Below are 17982 nucleotides of genomic sequence, written 5' to 3'. Positions count from 1 at the left end.
CTCGACTTCATCGACGTCGTTCTCTAGGGCTGCGCGGACCGATCCGCGGCAGTCACGTGACGCCAGATTCCTCCGCTCAGGCGCAGGTTTTCCGGTGGTCCCGCCAGGTGTTCTCTGAGATGCTCGAAATACGCCTTCTGCCATCGCTGCGAATACGACTCGGCATCCTCGCCGGGTTCGACGGCGGGCAGCATTTCCAGGGTGTAAGTCACCCGTTCGTTCTCCCAGCGCGGGGTGTAAAAGACCGACGGCACGCGGTGACGATGGGCGAGGTGAGACGCGAAACTGGAGTAAGTCACGTCTTGGCCTTCGAAACGGGTGCGTGGTGCGGCCGGGTTTGCCGCGCCGTCTATCGCCAGACATAGCACATAGCCGGATCCGAGCGCTCGCATGCAGGCCTTCGCGACCTGCGCTTCGGTTTGGTCTGCGGTGGAAATCAAGGCGTTGGAATAGCTGCTCTGAGCAACGCTGGGCGCTGTCGCGAGCCAGCGCGAGGGAATGCCCAGCAGCTCCAGGGCCATGAGCCCGGCGTACATGGGGCCAACGTGCGCAGTGGCGACGACGACGCCCCGACCAGCCGCCAGCAGCGGCGCGAAAAAGCGCTCGGCGGTATCAAGCTCGCCCAGCAGATGCATGGCTTCTTCGGCGCTGTCTTCGCGGCATTCGAGCCAATCGAGTAGCAGATGGTCGACCAGGTGGCCCCAGCGTGCCCGGCGTTCCCATTGCGCGCGATCGACGGTAAGGTCGCCGCGCATTGCCCAGGCCCAGTCGAGTCGTGACTGCGGTATGGGCGCGCTATCCAATCGTGCCTCAAGCTGAGTCATGGCCGCCTGGAATGTTTCCGGGAGCTGCGCGCTGCGTTGTGCGACATGCTGTTCGAACAGCTTTTCGGCCGCCTGTTTGCGGCCCGCCTGGGACAGCGCACCGATGGCCGACCGCTGCCACATCGGTTTCTCGGGCGATCGCTCAAGTAACTTCATCAACTGATCGGCGGCTTCGTCATATTGCAGCGTATAGCGCAGCGCGCGGGCATAGAGGCCGCGCGTCTGCTCCAACTTTGGCGCCAGGTCGACGGCCTGCTTCAAAGGCGTCAGCGATTCTTTATAGCGTCCCGCACGCAATAAGGTCTCGCCATAGAGCGACAGCAACCTTACATCCTCTGGCGTTGCCTTCAGTCCTGCCTCGAAATGCGCTACAGCATGTATTTTGCGGTCGTCCTCGTGACCGCGCCGCAGGTGAGCCATGCCCAGGGTCGTGCGCAAGGGCGGACAATCATGTCCCGCGTTCAATGCGGCGTCACCTAGCCGGATCGAGGCCTCGACCCTGCCGTCTTCGAGCAAGGCTCGCACGGCCATCGTGGCCACGCGTTCGTTAGGCAACTGGTCCGCGGTCAAGTCTGCTGCGAGGTTCGCCGCCTCGGCCACATCGCCATTGCGCACGAAGGCCAGCATCCACCAGTACGCTTCGTCAGGGTAGCGCTTTGCCATGCCGATCGTCGTTCTAGCGACCTCGGCGGCATCAGTCACACGCCCGGCCTGTACGCGCAGCTGAATTCGCGCTGCGTGCAGTGCTGCAGCCTCCGGGTCGATGCGTGCGGCAGCATCCGCCTCGCCGATGGCGCGTTCCCATTGCTCCGTACGGCCAAAAAGACTGGCGAGTAACCGGCGCTCATCGGCGCGGGATGGATAAACCTTGATGAGTATCTCGAGTGCGGCAATCGCCGGCACGATCCTGCCGGCTCGTACCAGAGGCGTGACCAGCAAGCGGCGGCCATCACGCCAGCCGTCGCTCACCTGCGTCAGAGCGGGCTCGAGTGCGGTCATCGCAGGTACTGGATCGTCCGCATCAAGAATAGCTTTGATGACCTCGCGCAGCCGAGTCGTGGCATGAGCCCCGGCAGCTCGGTGTGCAATAGCTGTATCAACCATGACGCAATCCTCTCAACAATGCCATCGCCGCGCGAATGACGAACATGAGGACGAAGCCTACTGCCAGTGCTTGCAGCAATAGCAGCGCTGTGCGCGGGCTGCTGGGCCGGTCGGTGGGGACCGGCTGCGCGATAATGGACAGATAGCGTTGCAAGCGCAGGGCGTCGGTCACGGCCTGCTGGTGCGATTGCTGCGCCAGCGTGAGGTTTGAATCGGCAAAGACCTGCGCATTTCGGAGCGCCTCATACGACTTCAACTGCTGCGCTTCCGTATTGCCCTCGCCGCTCAGACGATAGCGCACTGTCGCCAATCGTTTCTTCAATGCAGCGACCTGCAGCTCTGCAGGCTTCAGCATGAAATGGTCCTTGTTGCCGAGTGCGCGGATTTTGTCGAGGTTGATCTGTGCCGTGCTGAGCTCTCCCTCGAGCTGGCTGGATAGGTTCAGCAGCATGGACACCGTGGCAGTCGGATCGATATTGCCGTGCGTGGTGCGCCAGGCCGTCAACTCATCGCGGGCTGCGAGCGCCTTTTGTTCGGCGAGTTTGACCGATGCCTCGCTGACCTTCAGCTTGTCGGCTACGCCTTTCTTGTTCATCGAGCTGACAAATTCTTCAGCCAGTTCGATAAGCGCCTTTGACAGGGTCGCGGCGTCCTCCGGTGAAAACGCGCTTACACGCAGCACGTCGATCTGTTCCAGCGGATTGAAGGACACGTGTACCGCTGCCCGATAGGCGCGGTAGAGTTCATCCTCGCTCGAATTCTCGGCGAGATGGTTGAGCGGGTCGGGGCCAGGCTGCGTCAGGTAACGGCGCAGGTCGACCTTCTTGTCGAGCTGCTGCATACAGTCGCGTGATTGCAGAAAGTCGTTGACGGCCCACCCGTCCACGAACCCGCCCAGCATGCCGCCCGAGTTGCCTGTGGTGAGCAGGCCCGCTGCGCCGCTCATGGCGGACTGCTGGCCGGAAGCCGACTGCACGAAAAACCGCGAATCCGCTTCGTAGCGTGGCGTGGCGATCAACAGCGCATAGGCCAGGGCAATCGCGACGGGCGTCACGACGATGAACGCGTTGATCCAGCGGTGGCGACGGCGTTCGCGCAGCGCTGCACGCCGCTCACGGTGGCGGCGCTCGATCTCGGAGCCGCCCTCAGAAGCCAAGTTGCCCTTCCTCGAGGCCGCCTCCGAAGACGTCATCGCCTGCGCTGCCGGATTCGCTCCTTGATCGTCTAGCGGGGAATCTGCGGATGCACTCGTCGAGGTCGTCTTCGATGTTGAGCGTGCTTCGTTCATAAATTAAGCCTTTGAAGCAATAGTCCGCCATCTGGTTGTGGCGGTAACTGGAAAAAATAAGTGTCCGGCCGACCAGCCTCTCTTCGAACAGGGCCAGCCAGAGGCGAGTGAAGCGGCAGGGCTCGAACGGAATAGATCCTTCGATCACATAGACATCGAAGGCCGGCGCCAGCGCCAGCGCGAACGAGAACTCCTGTCGCACATAAAGCGGCCAGTGCTCCATCGGCTTGGCCAGGCTTTGAGGTTCGCTCACCAGGTCTGCGACCAGTTCGTAAGTCGTGTCAGCGTCGAGCTCGTACATCTCGCTCACGAACTCGATCATGCTGTGGCCTGTCGCCTTGCCGCGGATGAAGCCTTGCCGGCCTATGGCCCACGACACGTTGCCGTCATGCTTGACAAAGCCCCGGCGCGGCGGACGCAATTTGCACAGCAGATCGATGATCTGACGATGCATTTCAGGCGAATGCGACAGCAGGGCGTAGCGTCCGACAGGAATGTCGAGCGTGACATTCGCCAGTAGCGGCTGCCGGTCGCCAAAGGCATACGGTTCGTCGGAGACCCCATTGAGATGGATCATGTCTGTCCTCACATCGGCTGGACATTGGGCCGGGCAAGGCGCTCGGCTGCCAGGGCGACCACCATCAGGAAAACCAGGGAAGTCAGGAAATAAGTCAGGCTCGCGTCTGTCGAGGTATAGGCCTCGAAATACACGGAGCGCATCAGCTGCATGCCGTGCGCGAACGGTGACCACAACATCCAGGGGCGCAGCTGTTCCGGCAACTGTTCCGAGACAAAGAAGACGCCCGAGAAAATCTGAAGAAAGCGCTCGATCACAGGCGCCAGCCGCAAAAAGAAACGCCAGAAGGTCGCAATTGCGCCGAACAGCACGCCTACCGCCGCGGCGCAGCCTCCCATCAGTACGACATAGAGCGCAAGCCCGGACCAGCTTTGCGGCAGCGTGATGAGATCCAGCGCGTGACCGGCCGTGATCAACACCGCAAACACAATGAGATACACCGACAGGTAGATGAATGCCTGAACCAGCGCGCACATCAACGGCGTCACGCCCTGGAAATTCAGCAAGCCGCGAGACGAAATGTACGCGGCGCTGCTCCTGAAAATGATCTGCCGGAACATGATCCATGTCGTCGCACCCAACAGGGAGAACGTCTGTACGTCCATGCCCAGGATGTAATGCGTGCCCATCAGGATGTACAGCGACGAGATCAGCGTCAGCAGCACGACCGGACCTACCAGAGCCCACACCAATGCAATCCGGCTTTCGCCATGCATGACGTGTAACTGATGAACGAACATCGCCATCAGGATGCGTCCGATCGGCCGGTGTCGTTCATCATGGGGCGGGTGATTTTCACCGTGCAGGAATTTCAATCGTTCACGCAGTATCGAGAGATCGCCCGCCTCGCCCTTGGACATCTCGATTTCCAGCGCGATGTCGTTGCGCGAAGCATGTCGGCGTGCCTCGCGTGCCTCCTCCTGCTTGCGCCGCTCTGCGCGCCGCGTATGTGCCGCGGCCAGCCGTTCGTCTTCTTGCACCAGCTTGGCGGGCATATATCCGGGCGCGAAAACATCGAGGCCGGCACGGATATCCAGCTCCAGCAGGCGCACGATGAGCCGCAGTCGCCGCCGCGAGAAATCAGCGAGCGTTTCGTCGACGGCGCTGCGCGAGATTTCCCCATCCAGCTCCGTCTGCACGACCTCGTACACTGCCCGCCGGGCGGCGACAGAGTCGTGTGGCTCACCCTGCAGGCGTGCGACCAGGGGTTTGAGCAAGACGGCCGGCGGGGCTTTTGCCTCGAACAGCTTGGCAGGGTCCAGACGCCAGTCTGCGACGCCGGCCCCTACTGTATAAGCGCTGTCTTTGCGGCGTGCGCGCCAGCTCTTGATCCTATCCTCGTTGTTCATCGACACGCTATGGAATCACCGTGGGTGAACTGCCAGAGCCGCCGTCGATGGCCCGCGTGGCGCTAAAGCCAGCGCTCATGGTGACGCGGAACGCGGATAGAACCTTCTGTACCTGGGTGAATGGCGCATCCGATATATAGATGGCCTGGCCCTCATGCACTGTAAATTCACGAGCCAGCGCCACCTGTTCCGGACGCGTGAGGTCGAACTGGTAGACCACCGGCAGCTTATCCGGCTGGCCATCTACACCGGCTTGAGCAGGCGTAAACAGGAACACGGAACGCGGGTCCGCAAGCTTGTCGTCCAGCCCTCTGGAGTCCGCCAGCGCGTCCAGCACGCTGTAGTTACGCTTGCTGATGGTGACGCGCCCTTGATTGCCGGCAGCGCCCAATACGGTCAGGAACTGGCGTGCGTCATAGGCGGTAATCACATCGCCAGGCCGCAGCATGACGTCATTGTCCTGGTTGCGGTAGATATCCGACAGCCGCACAGAGGCGACTTGGTTATCTCGGCGCAGACTGATGATGAGCTGGTCTGGGTTCGTCTGCACAGGCGCGGCTTGCGCCAGCGCGCTACTGAGACGTTGCGACGTCTGAGTGATAGGATAGATGCCCGGTTTGGTCAAGTTGCCCTGTACGGTCACCACCTGCCCACGTGCGTTGGGAGCGCGTGTCACGCTGACGTCGGCGCCTAGTACGAGCTTGCTCAGTCGCGCAACGACGGCGTCATGCAGTTGCGCCAGCGTCAAGCCCGCAGCGCGGAACTTGCCCAGGATAGGGAAATTCACATTCCCCGCCCGGTCAATTTCCTGAATACCCAAGTCGCTCACGCCGGACGGGTCCGCCGCGAAAACACCCAGTCCGTCACGTTCCCATACTTTCACGTTGATGCCGTCACCAGGGACCAGACGGTCGAATCCAGCCTGCGTCAGATCACGGTAGTGCGCGGGAAAATTGGCGGCGTCGGGCACTCTGCTCGCCATCGCGAGTTCGTGCGTGGCGGGCATCACCACAATGTCCTTGGCCTCGTGAGCATCCGTCATCTCGCTCAACATCGGGCCGGAACGAGGCAGTTGGCAGCCAGTAAGTAACACTGCGGCAAACAGCACGGTGACAATGGCCGCCTTGCGCCGCGGGCCCAAGGGCGGGGCGTTCATTCGCATAGAAATTTTTCTCTTCAGAAACGCAGAAAAACGAGTGTGCAATCAGGCCAGTTTGCGTTGCATCGGTTCGATGTTGACGCACTCATCGTTCTCCGGCATGGGCATGACGGGCGGTGCGCACAAGCCGAGGAACTTGGTCAGCATTGCATCCAGAGAAAACAGCCTTTGCGCGCGGTGGCGGCTCTGCTCTCTCAACGCTTCGTCATTGCGCACCTTGTCCACCATCGAGACGACTTTCTCGCACGCCTCGTGCATGTCCGGATGCTCCACATCGCTCAGGAGGTGGCCCGTCACGTCTTCCTCGAAGCACTCTCCCGCGCCACCGGCGGGTGTCGAGACCACAGGTACGCCTAGCAGCTGGGCTTCGATCAGTACGTTAGGCAGGCCCTCATAGCGCGACAGCAGTACGCTCACGTCCATACGCGAATACCAGAAGCCTACGTGATTCGACAGGCCGACGAGCAGCAATCGGTCCGACACATGCAGCTCCTCTGCCAACGCCACGATATTGTCGTGCAATCGTCCGTCGCCGACGATGACGAAACGCGCCTGCGGGCGCTGCTTCAGGTAGAGCGCTGCTAGTTTGATCCAGAGCTGTGGCCGCTTGTCCGGCTCCAGCCGGAATACGCCTCCGATGGTTTCGGTAGCGTCGGCCGTGTTTTCCTGGAAAGCCTCCCACTTCTGCTCATCGGCGATCGAGGCGTCGGTCGACAGATCTGGTACACCGTTATAGAGCACGTGAAAACGCACGATGGGAATGCCGAGCCATTCCGCATAGGCTTCGGCCGCCTTGCGGCTATTGCTCATGAACTGTACGCCAGGCACTTGCGCCAGCGCCTGGTACAGCTCGGGATACTCTTCGCGAAAGCGGTCCTTGCGGATGTTGGGTGGCAGCCCGCGAAACACCAGGTGTATGACTGGCGCTCCAGCCAGCAGCGCTGCCAATGCGCCGAAGAGACAAGTACCATCTTGCCACAGGCTCACCACGTCAAAGGAATTTTCTCGCAATACTGGAGCGAGACGCGTCACACCGTAGTGCACAGGCGGCGGCAGTTGTTCCAGCAAGCGGCTCAGCTTGTCATCGGACACCGGTTGATGCGCTACCGAAACAGCTGGTAGATGATTAATTTCCGTAACCGGAATCTGCGCCTTGGTCAGAACGGGCAGGAAGAAATCAAGGCCCTGTTTCTTGCTGGAGCCGGCAGGTTCGCTGTGTTGCTTCACCAGCACCTCGACTTTCTTCGGCCGTACGACCACGGTGGGCAGCCTCTGCTCAGGCGCATTTGCCATGCGGGTCAGTTCGCTGGCGAGCCGGGTGAGCTGCCGCTCTGCGCCGCCAGGTCCAAGGCTGCCCGTCACCAGCGCGACCGAGATCGGCTTGTCGGGGGTTCTTTCCGGAATATGCCGATCGCGAAAATGCAGGATTGCATGCTTCATCGACACGATCTTGATGTCCTTGCCGACCAGGCTGCCTTGAGGCTCCAGCGCTTGGTAGAACGCAAAGTCGCGGGCCAGTTCATCGGCAAGTTCTGCCGCCTTGCTGCCGGGAGCCAGTTGTTCGGCGACGGGCGCGATCGTTTCAAATGCCTCGGCCACCAAGCCGCGTTTGCGTAGACGCTTGGCGAACTCCACCGTCTTATTGCGATCCGGGTATTGCGAGATCAGGCGGCGAAACAACGCGTCCGACTGCTCATGCGCGCGGATGTCGCTCAGCAGTCGGGCTCTGGCGAACAGCCTGTCGGGATGCTTCGCCGACTCGGGCAGATGACGATCGACCAGCGCCAGAGCGTCATCGATGTGTCGCTCTTTCACGAGGCGAGTGGCGCGGTAGCGGACAATCTCGAGGTCATCTGGACACTCTTGCAGCAACGCCGCCCATTGTTCGGACATGCCCTCGTTCAATCCGGCCGCTTCCTTTAGCTTCAGCAAAAGAAAGCGTACCTTTGGGTCCGACAGGTGATCGCGTGCCAATGCATTCGCGCGATCCAGGTTGGCTTGCGCCACCTGGACCCGATTTGACGCGGTGACGATTTCCTCGAGTTCGGCGTGAATCCGTTGCAGCTCGGACGAGACCTGCTCTTGCTCGGCAATCAGGACGTCGTCGTTCATGCTGCTTTCCTGCTATTGAGCTTTTCGATCCAGATCAGGCAGCGCTCGATATAGTGATCGAACTGCGCCGGATTTTCCGACCGTTCCTTGAGCATGCGCCAGTAGGGCAGGGCTTGCTCAAAGCGATGCAGGCGCATGGCGCCCACGGCAGCCAAGCGCAGGCCGACGGGATCGTCCGGGACGAGTTGCAGGATTTTTTCTCCCAGCGCCAGGCGCTCGGTGGTGCTCGACGAATCGAGCGCGCGTGCTTCGGCATACAGGACAGCCAGGATGCGCCGTTTCTCGTGATCCACCTCAGTCATCTGCGGCCACGACTGTGCCACACGCTCCAGCAGATTCCAGGCCGCGCGCGGATCGCCGGCGGACAGAATCTCGCGGGCGCCGCGGATCGCGCGGGAACCGAGCCTGCCGAGCTGACGTTCGGCTTCTTCTTTTGCGTTCTGGTCGGCTGACGGATGGGCGAGGATAGCCTCATAGGCGTCGATGGCTTCACCGAACCAGCCTCCGTTGAACGCCACGCGCGCAAAGTGCAGGCGCGTGCTCAATGGCGCAGCTTCGGCAGCCGCAGCCTGTTCAAGATGCTGCTTGGCCGTCTGCTTGTCGCCCAAGGCATCTGCCGCGCGGCCGCGCATGGCGTCGAGCTCAGGGAATTCAACCTGAGTATCGAGCGCGATGTCCGTGAGGTCGATGACTTCCTGGTAATTGCCTGCCAACAGCGCAGCACGCACGCCCAGGCGCATCGAACGCGCAAAGGCGCGTTGTGCACGGACGCCTGCCAACGCATCGGGGTTGAGCAACCGGTGGGCAGAGATCCGCTCGGCCGCGTCGCGCAGGCGCCCTTCTTCGAGCGCACGGGTGCCTTCTTCGGTCCATGCCGCGCTTTGCGACAGAAGCCATGCACGGATTTCTTCCTGCTCGCTGTTCGCCAGGCCGCACGACACCGCCAGCGCAGCGGCTGCCATGATGAAACCTCGCCATGAGGCTTCCTTGACGAGCTCGAAGGCCGCCATGTCGTCGAGCGCGGGTGACTCTGACGCCAAGGCGCGCAAGCCCGAGCGATCCCTCGCCACCAGCCGGTCGCGCCACAGCACGGCAAAGCCTCGGCCATAGGCAGGAATCACCGCGCGGACTTCATGCACCCAGCGAATGGCGGCATCCATGTCGCCGCTGGACTGCAGTTGTGCCAACACCGTGTCGGCCGCCTCCAGCGCCCATGCATCTTGCGGAGCAGAAATGCGGAACAGGCGTTTCCAGTTGCCCAGCGCCTCGTCCGCAAAACCCAGCTGTCCGCCTGACACCGCCGCAATACGGACGATCTCTGGTGTCTCGATCTCATCGCCCAGCAGACCAGACGCGAGCGAGTACGCGACATCGTGGCGTCCCAGCTTGAAGTGGTTGCGCATCAGGATCTGTTCGGCTTTGCTGCCGGATGCCAGGGTGCCGTCCGCGTCGCTCAGCAGCGCAATCGAGCCTTCGTAATCGCCCAGTTCTTCCTGGATTCTGGCAAGCAACAACGCTTGGTCGGGCAGGCCAGGGTGGCGGCGCAGCACATCGCGCACACGGCGCGATGCTTCGCGCAGATCGCCCGAATCCCAGAGCTTTTCAATACTATCGGCGCTTTCTTCTGCGGCCAGCTTGGGCACAGTGGGCTGTACGGTGGATGCCCCCATTTTTGGACGCATGTAGTTCTTGTACCAATCCGCCGCCAGGCGCTCGGCAAACAAGGGCGTGTAGTGAGTCAGGTCGAGCCCGCCGTCCTCCATCGCCTCGGCTTGCCCAATCTTGTTCATCTGCGGCGTGGGATCGTAGCAAGGTACGCCGATGTGCTGTGCACCGGCGTTGACAGCGGCAATCAACTGCTCGCGTTGTTCGATCGGTACGTTGTCCGGCGTCAACGCGTTGACGTGCGTGACGAAAACCACCTTGTCCTGACCCAGCAGGTCAACGATCTGGCGCATTTCCTGCTCGATCTCCTCGTCCGTCAGATCGCGCTTTACGATGCGGGCCAGCAGCTCTCGATCATCCGATGAGAGGCCGTTAAAGACCGGGTCCTGATCTAGCCAGGCGCGCCGTTCGGCCAGACGGTCGGGATGGGCTTGCGACCAGAACTTGCGGGTGCGCGCGCGATCGGCGAAGAACTCGCTGAAATAGCGTACGAGGTAGTTCGACTGGATGGCGTAGCCATCGATAGTCAGCAGTTTGCGCGACGACAGTTCGACCATGTACAGATCGGCGGGCTTGTGCGTCGCGAGGCGAGCCTGCTCGCCATTGGACGGACGAAAGAGCACGCGCTGGACGTCGGAGGGAATCTCATAGTTGCCCAACATGAAGCGCACCTGCTGTAGCGCTTCGGTGCTGGTATGCACGAACCCATAATTGCGGCCGAGCTGCAGCTTGATAGGGTAGCGTCCTACCGCGTCGCGCAGCGGCGTGTGGATGCGGCAGGTTCCAATTGGAGCGATCGTAAAAGCTGCCATTCAGGGTCTCTCCTCTAGAGGCAAATATTGAGCTGAGCCTGAACTTAAAGAGTCCAGTACAAGAGGTCGGGCTGAAGCCGCTTGCTGTCGAGTACAGATTTCAAGTCGCACACCATGCCGCCGCTCTTGACCAGATTCGGCAGGTCGTCCCAGATGGACTCCATGGTTTTACGGTGCGGGACGGCCAGAATCAGCACGTCCATATCTCGGAATTCGTCACGGTTTACGAGCTTGATGCCGTATTCGTGTTCCATTTGCTCTGCGTCGACCATCGGGTCGCACGCCAGCGGAGTAATGCCGTAGTCGCCGAGCGCGTTGTAGAGGTCGACCACTTTCGAATTGCGGATATCGGGCACGTTTTCCTTGAACGTCATGCCCAGAATGCCCACGCGGATCGATGCATTGAGGCGGCCATTGCGGGCCAGCGTCTGGACGACGCGGGATGCAACGTGGGCCGCCATGCCGTCGTTGATCCGGCGACCGGATAGGATGACCTCAGGGTGATAGCCGAGTTCCTGTGCTTTGGAAGTCAGGTAATACGGATCGACGCCGATGCAGTGGCCACCCACCAGGCCGGGGCTGAATTTCAGGAAATTCCACTTGGTCCCTGCGGCAGTCAGGACCTCCGAGGTGCGAATGCCGACCAGATCGCAGATCTTCGACATCTCGTTCATCAGCGCGATATTGATGTCGCGCTGCGTGTTCTCCAACACCTTCGCGGCTTCGGCCACCTTGATGGAGGAGGCGCGATGCACACCTGCGTCGATGATTTTTTCGTACACACCGGCGATGATTTCCAGCGATTCCTCATCCTGGCCGGACACAATCTTGACGATTTTCTCCAGCGGATGCTCCTTGTCGCCGGGATTAATTCGTTCGGGGCTGTAGCCCAGTTTGAAGTCGACCCCGCAGCGCAGGCCCGACGCTTTCTCCAATTCTGGTCCGCAAATTTCCTCGGTCGCGCCAGGATGGACGGTGGATTCGAATACGACGATGCAGCCGGGGCTCAGCACGGGGCCTATCGACTGGCAAGCTTTGACCAGCAAGGAAAAATCGGGATTATTCCTTTCATCGACAGGCGTCGGAACCGCAACGACAAAGAAATCGCGGCCTTTCAGTTCCGTCACCTGATCGGTGAACACCATGGGGGATGCCAGCAGCGCCTCACGCTCGATCTCTCCGGTCCAGTCGTCTCCCTGTTTCAGCCTTGCGATTCGCCGTTTGTCTACATCGAAACCGATGACATCGAAGCGCTTGGAAAATGCGACGGCTACGGGCAGGCCTACATATCCAAGGCCACACACTGCGATTCTCTTTACCACGGGGGACCTCACTGTTTTCATCACGGGCAGATGGCCAACGGAGTGGGGTAGGCAGCGGTGCAGCGTCCAGATAGATTCCCGGATTCCGTAGGCCATTCCTGAAGAATGGTTACGTATCGATACTCAATGGCATGTGCCGAGCAGCGAGCCGGTGAATCGTAGAGTGGACAAACAACCTAATTCTTTCAAAAAATTATGATTGCTGTGAAAGTGCGTCAGGGCCGTTGTAATAAACCCTCTGAGGCACCGTAAACAATTACATTCATTACACGGGCGAAATATCGGACGGCTCTAAATTGCTATTAATAAATATAGGAAATTGTGTTATTTCTTTAATTTAATTAATCTGAAAAGAAATAAGGCGGGCGTCTTTGGCCATCTCGGAAACGCGAGGTTCTTGGCTGACAAAAGGCGCCGATCTCCCTATGAGGGAACGGGTTTAATCACATATATCGTGGGATTATTTGGTTAATCCAAAATCCAATTCATATCGCCGGGGCTTGACCTGAGATTGGAATATTTTGAATCGCAGCCGTAATTTGCTGACGATCTGACTTCTGCGAACGAATTCTGTTAATAGCCGTTAATCCGGACCAGGCGTGCTGAATATCAGTCGACGCCAAACTGCGCCGATTTGGTTTTCCATTTTCTGAAATTCCAAACCGAACGGGACGAATTCCACATTCGCGGGTCTATATCCTGTAATCAGGACACCGCTACGTAATACTGAACGAGGTGAGGCATGGCAAAGCAAGCAAGGGCAGGAATTGCCTATACGATGGTCGGAACCCAGGATTTGGCGCGCGCGGTACGTTTTTACGACCCGATTTTTGCGGCGATGGGCTTGGAGCAGTGCTGGCTCGATGAGCGGTGTGCATCATGGGGCAAGAGCGACGACGAGTCTTTCCCCCGGTTTATCACGGGCTACCCGTTCGACGATCAGCCTGCCAACGTGGGCAACGGGGTGATGACCGCGTTTCAGTGTGATGTCGAACTCATAGACGAGCTCTATGCGCTCGCGCTGCGCAACGGCGCAGCATCCGAGGGAGCGCCCGGACTGCGTCCCCACTATGGGGAAGGCTTCTATGCTGCCTACGTCCGCGATCCTGACGGAAATAAGTTGGCGTTCGTCTGCTACGACGCTGCCAAGTCTCGCGAATCGCATGCCGCTTGATGCCACGAACGTCAGGGTGTGGACAAGGCTACAATCGACATAATTTTGGACAAGTCAGGCATAAAAAGCGCCCTGGAAACCCCGACCATGGGGCGGCGCGGGGCTGGGCAGTGCGGCAATTGAGCCGAATCTCCACCATCCCCGCGTTAGGCGCATCATGCTGAATAATCAAGGATTTCCATGGCTCTGCAATGCGGCATCGTTGGCCTGCCCAACGTCGGCAAATCGACTCTTTTCAATGCGCTGACCAAGGCTGGCATCGCTGCGGAAAACTATCCCTTCTGCACCATCGAGCCCAACGTGGGCGTAGTCGAAGTGCCCGATCCGCGTTTGGCCCAGTTGGCCGAGATCGTCAAACCTGAGCGCGTGGTCCCCGCCGTGGTCGAGTTCGTGGATATCGCAGGTCTGGTGGCTGGCGCCAGCCAGGGCGAAGGCCTGGGCAACCAGTTCTTGTCGCACATCCGCGAGACTGATGCCATCGTCAACGTGGTGCGCTGCTTCGAAGACACCAACGTGATCCACGTCGCAGGCAAAGTCGACCCCATCGCCGACATCGAGGTCATCTCCACCGAGCTGGCCTTGGCCGACCTGCAAACTGTTGAAAAAGCCGTTCACCGCAACAACAAGCTGGCGCGTTCGGGCGACAAAGAGGCCGCCAAACTGGTCGCATTGCTCGAGCGTTGCCAGAAACAGCTGGACGCTGGCCAGCCGATTCGCGCGCTGGGTCTGGATGCCGAGGAAATGTTCTCACTGAAGTCGTTCGGTTTCATCACCGCGAAACCGGCGATGTTCGTGGCCAACGTCAGTGACGATGGTTTTGAAAACAATCCGTTGCTGGACCGCCTGACCGAATACGCCAAGGCGCAAAACGCGCCCGTGGTGGCAATCTGCGCGGCCATCGAGGCCGAGATCGCCGAGTTGGACGATGCCGATAAAGTCGCTTTCCTGGCCGACATGGGCATGCAAGAACCCGGCCTGGACCGTCTGATCCGTGCGGGCTACAGCCTGCTTGGCCTGCAAACCTATTTCACCGCTGGCGTAAAAGAAGTCCGCGCCTGGACTGTCAAGGTCGGCGCCACCGCCCCTCAAGCTGCAGGCGTCATTCACACCGATTTCGAACGCGGCTTCATCCGCGCGCAGACGATCTCGTTTGACGACTACATCACCTACAAGGGTGAAAGCGGCGCCAAAGAGGCAGGCAAGATGCGCGCAGAAGGCAAGGAATACATCGTGCAGGATGGCGATGTGATGAATTTCTTGTTTAATGTGTGATCAACGTCTGACGGTTCGTCCAGAACTCGCCAGTGCCTCCAGATAGCACCGGCTGCCGACCGGGATGACTGATCGGAATAGGGTAATCGAGCGGTTTCAATGGGGTATTTTTTTCGAAAATACCCCAATTAATCGCCTCTAAACTCGTCCCACGACCTTCCCCTCAACGGTCGACGAAAGCTCGGCCGCGAGCCAATCCAGATAGTCTCTGATCGCCGCCTCATCCCGCTTGCAATACGACCATTTCAGGTGCTTGCGCACGGTGATAAAGCCGGCTTGCTTGAGAATATCCAAATGCCGGCTGGCCGTAGGCTGTGCAACCGCCAGCGCCTCGGCAATCAAGGTCATGCACACCCCGAACTCGATCGGATCGGCGGACCACTGATGCCCGAAATGCTTTTGCGGTTCCGCCAACAGTCGAAGGACGGTTAACCGCTGCTCGCTCGCCATCGCCTTGATTTGGGTTGATCTATCCATGGCCTGGATTATATATTGTCATATAGCTAAACGACAATGTGAGTGATGCCATGTTGGATCTACCCAATACCGCGATCATCGAAGGAAACGCCGTCCGCTGGGGCAAGGTCGGCAGCGGGCCGCCGCTGGTAGCGATTCACGGCACACCCTTTTCCTCGCAGGTCTGGCGCCGGATCGTGCCGCAGCTCGCTGACCGCCGGACCATCTACTATTTTGATCTGGTCGGCTATGGATTGTCGGAGATGCGAGAGGGGCAGGACGTGTCACTGGCCGTACAGAACAAGGTCCTTGCCGCCCTGTTCTCGGAGTGGAACCTCGACTGTCCGGACGTGCTTGCGCATGATTTCGGTGGAGCCACGGCGCTGCGTGCCTACTATCTGAACGGTTTGCGCTACAGATCCCTGACGATCTTTGACGCCGTCGCTCTCGCCCCGTGGGGATCCCCGCTGGTCCAGCATGTGCGCAAGCATGAAATAGCCTTCTCCGGGATGCCAGACTATATGCACCGGGCGCTGCTGAGAGCCTATTTACAGACCGCCGCCTACAATCCGCTGTCCGAGCAGGCGCTGGAAATCTACAGTGCGCCATGGCTTGGGCCCGTTGGCCAGCCCGCGTTCTATCGTCAAATTGCGCAGATGGATCAGAAATTCACCGACGAGATCGAGCAACGATACGCGCGGATGGAATGTCCGGTGACCGTCCTGTGGGGGCGGAACGATGAGTGGATACCCTTTGAAAAGGGAGTGGCCCTCGCGGCAGCGATCTCTGACGCCGAATGCATTTGCGTATCTGATTCAGGACACCTCGTTCAGGAGGATAGGCCAGAGGCTATTGTGGCGGCAGTTCTGAAACGACTCGACCAGTAACGATAGCAGTGTCATCGAAGTGCGGAGGAAATCATTTGATCGTCCGCACACGAAAAATTCTAAGGCTCCCACCTCGCATGAATCGCGATCGGCGTGCCATTCGGCGTCAGCGACCAGATCTCTCGCATTTCTTCATTGGTCACGCCAACGCAGCCATCGGTCCAGTCAAGGAGTCGATGCAGTGTTCCCAGGGCACCCCAGCCATTGGGCAGTCCGTGAATCATCACATTCCCACCAGGGCTGACATTACTCTGCCGCGCGCGCTCGGTGTCGTCGGCGTTCGGATAGGAAATATGCAGGCTCAGATAAGCAGACGACTTTGGATTGCGCCAATCGATCAGATAGCTGCCTTCAGGCGTGCGCTCGTCGCCCTCGCGCTCTTTATGGCCCTGATCCCAATGGCTGCCCATGCTGATGCGATAGCTTTTCAGGATGGTATCGCCGCGGAATAAATACATCATCTTGTCGGTCTTGGAGACGACGATCCTGTCCGCCTGTTGCGCTTTGGCGACCAGATCAGGCGGGGTGACGGTAGCGACTCTGGCCATGACCTTGGTATAGGCAAAACCGCCTGCGGCGAGCAGCAGGGCTATAGGAACGAGAACGCGAAGACGCAGACGCACGGTGCGAGCCTTTGTGAACGAATATTAAGTCCATGGGTATTGTGCATCAACGCGCAATACTGGCATGTTTGGTTGCATTTTGTGTTGGATGGCTGCACGAGGTTTTTCAAGAGCTGTTTACCTTCGACCGGCGGCAGACCAGCGAGCATGCCTATGAATCTACAGGGAATTCGCCACCATTACGCCGCTCATGACAGGAGAAACCGGCCGTTTTTTGTCACCTCATGCCATATAACGTTAAGTTTTTAGTTGCAATTCGAAAACGTATAACACCTAACGATCAGACACTTGTCATTACAGTCGAGCCTGCGAATTTTTAATCGGTCCAGGCTGGCAGATGCCGGCACGCGTATGCGCCAAGGGACGGGAGAGCGGCGTACCGAGAGAAAGCAATGACGTCCCACACAATGTGCCCAGTGAGAAGAGGATCTCGAACAATGAAAAGCAAAACCAAATTGATAGCGACGGCGCTGGCTGCCAGCGTGTTTTTGGCCGGTTGCAGCGGCATGAATCTCGACAGCGCGATGTCGGCCGGCTCTAACCTGTACTCGGCTGCCACCCTGACCGACGCGCAGATCGTGCAGTTGTCCGATGCCTCGTGCAAAGAGAGCGATCAGACCTCCAAAGTCGCCCCGGCTGGCAACAAGTACAGCAAGCGTCTGACCAAAATCATGAAGGGCTTTGGCAACATGACCTTGAACGGCCAAAAGGTCAACTACAAGGTCTATCTGACCGAAGACGTCAACGCCTGGGCAATGGGCAATGGCTGCGTGCGTGTGTACAGCGGCCTGATGGACTTGATGACCGACGACGAACTGCGTGGCGTGATTGGCCACGAAATGGGCCACGTCGCCTTGGGCCATTCGAAGAAAGCCATGCAGACTGCCTACGCTGTCGCTGCTGCGCGTGATGCCGCCAACGCTTCGGGCAACAACATCGCCACCGCATTGAACTCCTCGCAGTTGGGCGACTTGACCGAGTCGTTCATCAATGCGCAATTCTCGCAATCGCAAGAGTCGGATGCCGACGATTACTCGTTCGATCTGCTGACCGAGAAAAAGATGAAGCGCGAAGGCCTGGTGACGGCGTTCCAGAAACTGGCCAAGCTCGATGGCGGCGAGAGCAGCATGTTCAGCTCGCACCCGTCCTCGCCGGATCGCGCGGCACGCATGCAGGCTCGTATTGACGCCAGCAAGAAGTAAACCAAGCTATCTCGCGATAGTAGTGGTTTGATGGATGCCGGGCTGATGGGTTGAGCCCGGTACTCATCCAAAATCTTGAGCCGATGTCCGCCATGTGAGGACATCGGCTCTATGCTTTCTGCCATCCTGCTATTCAACAAGGTGTGCGGCCATCCT

Annotated in this window: 14 protein-coding genes; 4 read left to right on the top strand and 10 right to left on the bottom strand. The window is 59.3% G+C overall.

Features of this window, described 5'->3' with window-relative positions; all coding sequences use genetic code 11:
* Positions 1 to 23: 23 nt before the first annotated feature.
* The 8 genes from CAL20_RS21225 to CAL20_RS21190 are packed head-to-tail and all read right to left on the bottom strand — an operon-like array spanning position 24 to position 12194.
* Positions 24 to 1928 carry a tetratricopeptide repeat protein gene (locus tag CAL20_RS21225; protein WP_094838924.1) on the bottom strand — a complete coding sequence of 635 codons (1905 nt, stop codon included), beginning with the start codon at positions 1926 to 1928 and terminating at the stop codon, positions 24 to 26.
* Positions 1921 to 3120, bottom strand: coding sequence for a sugar ABC transporter (locus CAL20_RS21220; protein WP_143277090.1), 1200 nt, complete (start codon positions 3118 to 3120; stop codon positions 1921 to 1923). Before CAL20_RS21220 ends, CAL20_RS21225 begins: the two co-directional genes overlap by 8 nt.
* Positions 3074 to 3793 carry an ATPase gene (locus CAL20_RS21215; RefSeq protein ID WP_094838923.1) on the bottom strand — a complete coding sequence of 240 codons (720 nt, stop codon included), beginning with the start codon at positions 3791 to 3793 and terminating at the stop codon, positions 3074 to 3076. The genes CAL20_RS21220 and CAL20_RS21215 overlap by 47 nt, the downstream gene beginning before the upstream one ends.
* A gap of 8 nt (positions 3794 to 3801) precedes the next feature.
* Positions 3802 to 5142 carry an ABC transporter permease gene (locus CAL20_RS21210; protein WP_094838922.1) on the bottom strand — a complete coding sequence of 447 codons (1341 nt, stop codon included), beginning with the start codon at positions 5140 to 5142 and terminating at the stop codon, positions 3802 to 3804.
* Positions 5143 to 5149: 7 nt separating this feature from the next.
* A complete protein-coding gene (locus tag CAL20_RS21205) occupies positions 5150 to 6304 on the bottom strand; it encodes a polysaccharide biosynthesis/export family protein (RefSeq protein ID WP_094838921.1) in 1155 nt (384 codons plus the stop codon).
* A 42-nt stretch (positions 6305 to 6346) separates the two neighbouring features.
* Entirely contained in the window at positions 6347 to 8413 is a 2067-nt protein-coding gene (locus CAL20_RS21200) for a glycosyltransferase (RefSeq protein WP_094838920.1), read from the bottom strand.
* Positions 8410 to 10890, bottom strand: coding sequence for a hypothetical protein (locus tag CAL20_RS21195; protein WP_094838919.1), 2481 nt, complete (start codon positions 10888 to 10890; stop codon positions 8410 to 8412). The genes CAL20_RS21200 and CAL20_RS21195 overlap by 4 nt, the downstream gene beginning before the upstream one ends.
* Before the next feature lie 44 nt (positions 10891 to 10934).
* Positions 10935 to 12194 carry a nucleotide sugar dehydrogenase gene (locus CAL20_RS21190; RefSeq protein ID WP_094838918.1) on the bottom strand — a complete coding sequence of 420 codons (1260 nt, stop codon included), beginning with the start codon at positions 12192 to 12194 and terminating at the stop codon, positions 10935 to 10937.
* A 760-nt stretch (positions 12195 to 12954) separates the two neighbouring features.
* Here CAL20_RS21190 and CAL20_RS21185 point away from each other — a divergent pair.
* Both CAL20_RS21185 and ychF read left to right on the top strand, forming a co-directional pair.
* Entirely contained in the window at positions 12955 to 13386 is a 432-nt protein-coding gene (locus tag CAL20_RS21185; protein WP_094838917.1) for a VOC family protein, read from the top strand.
* 180 nt (positions 13387 to 13566) lie between these two features.
* Positions 13567 to 14658 carry a redox-regulated ATPase YchF gene (gene ychF / locus CAL20_RS21180; protein ID WP_094838916.1) on the top strand — a complete coding sequence of 364 codons (1092 nt, stop codon included), beginning with the start codon at positions 13567 to 13569 and terminating at the stop codon, positions 14656 to 14658.
* Positions 14659 to 14796: 138 nt separating this feature from the next.
* Here ychF and CAL20_RS21175 read toward each other — a convergent pair whose 3' ends face one another.
* Positions 14797 to 15135, bottom strand: coding sequence for an ArsR/SmtB family transcription factor (locus CAL20_RS21175; protein WP_094838915.1), 339 nt, complete (start codon positions 15133 to 15135; stop codon positions 14797 to 14799).
* Positions 15136 to 15185: 50 nt separating this feature from the next.
* Here CAL20_RS21175 and CAL20_RS21170 point away from each other — a divergent pair, with 50 nt between their 5' ends.
* Positions 15186 to 16001 (top strand): alpha/beta fold hydrolase, encoded by an 816-nt coding sequence (locus CAL20_RS21170; protein ID WP_094823046.1) that lies wholly within the window; start codon positions 15186 to 15188, stop codon positions 15999 to 16001.
* Between the two features lie 59 nt (positions 16002 to 16060).
* On the opposite strand, the gene CAL20_RS21165 is transcribed toward CAL20_RS21170, so the two are convergent.
* Entirely contained in the window at positions 16061 to 16624 is a 564-nt protein-coding gene (locus CAL20_RS21165; RefSeq protein ID WP_218830722.1) for a L,D-transpeptidase family protein, read from the bottom strand.
* 437 nt (positions 16625 to 17061) lie between these two features.
* Between CAL20_RS21165 and CAL20_RS21160 the strand changes: the two genes are divergently transcribed.
* Positions 17062 to 17826, top strand: coding sequence for a M48 family metalloprotease (locus CAL20_RS21160; protein WP_094838914.1), 765 nt, complete (start codon positions 17062 to 17064; stop codon positions 17824 to 17826).
* The last annotated feature ends 156 nt before the right edge of the window (positions 17827 to 17982 follow it).

Origin of the sequence: Bordetella genomosp. 4, from assembly GCF_002261185.1 — a bacterium.
GTDB lineage: Bacteria > Pseudomonadota > Gammaproteobacteria > Burkholderiales > Burkholderiaceae_B > Bordetella_A.
The sequence above is the reverse complement of the archived record's forward strand: the minus strand, read 5'-3'. Positions and strand labels throughout refer to the sequence as shown.